The organism is Dyella jejuensis (assembly GCF_044904675.1).
Classification (GTDB): Bacteria; Pseudomonadota; Gammaproteobacteria; order Xanthomonadales; family Rhodanobacteraceae; genus Dyella_B; species Dyella_B jejuensis.
Genome location: NZ_JADIKJ010000049.1, coordinates 1 through 967, shown reverse-complemented (window position 1 = coordinate 967; position 967 = coordinate 1). Strand labels below are relative to the sequence as shown.

At 60.4% G+C, this 967-nt stretch carries 1 protein-coding gene and 1 pseudogene; both read left to right on the top strand.

Features of this window, described 5'->3' with window-relative positions; translation table 11 throughout:
- Window positions 1-330: OmpA family protein (locus ISP15_RS18200; protein ID WP_404549397.1), on the top strand; the 330-nt coding region annotated here is incomplete at its 5' end.
- A gap of 311 nt (window positions 331-641) precedes the next feature.
- Window positions 642-967: pseudogene (locus ISP15_RS18195) on the top strand (OmpA family protein); the annotation flags it as partial.

The following is a 967-nucleotide window of genomic DNA, read 5'->3' as shown; positions in this document are numbered from 1 at the left end:
AAGGGCGAGACGAACATCGAGCCGGCACTGGCGGTGCCGAGCAGCGATTCGCTGGCGATCCTGGACCAGGCAGTGGATACGCTCAAGCGCTATCCGCAGGTGCACGTGACGGTGGCCGGTTACACCGACAGCGTGGGTACACCGCAGTACAACCAGGGACTGTCGGAGCGTCGCGCGAAGATCGTGTACGACTACCTGACATCACACGGGATCGACGCGAGCCGCCTGGAAGGGCCGATCGGCCACGGCGAGAACGACCCGATCGACAGCAACAAGACGGCCTCTGGCCGTGCCCGCAACCGTCGCACGGAACTGCAGGTCCAGCAGTAATCGGACCGCAAGCTGTTATGGAAAGCCCGGCGCATGCCGGGCTTTTCTTATGTATATATCGAAAGAGCCAAGGATTTAGTCGTGCCGCGTCTAAACGACACGCTATCTAGCTGAACGAAGCTTCACCGGTCAGGGAGGCGCCGTGAAAGACTGGCGTGCGAATCCCTTAACGGTTTTGCTACACTCTGCCGCGCTTGCCGTTAGGGAACCAAGCAAGGTAGCGAATAAGTCCCCCGCATACCTAAGTTCTGCCGCGCGATTTCCGTCTGGGGTGGAATGGACGCGAACACCAATAATCGAGGAGACACCTGATGAAACGTAAGGGCCTGTATTTTCTGATCGCTCTTGCCCTGGGCGGCGTAGGTGCCGTTCACGCGCAGGACAATACCGCCGCCGCTGGCAGCAGCACCGATACGAGCGGTGCGCCGGCGTGGCCAAACGGCTTCGACGACCGCTGGTACGTCGCACCGACGGTGGGCGGTTACTACAACGACACCGACCGCAACACGCGCAGCCGCCAAGTTTTCTACGGTTTGTCGGTGGGTAAATTCATCAGCCCGAACGTTTCGGTTGAACTGTTCGTGGACCGCACCAAGCGCGATGCCGATTCGGCGGTGTTCGGCCAGGGCAACAAGTG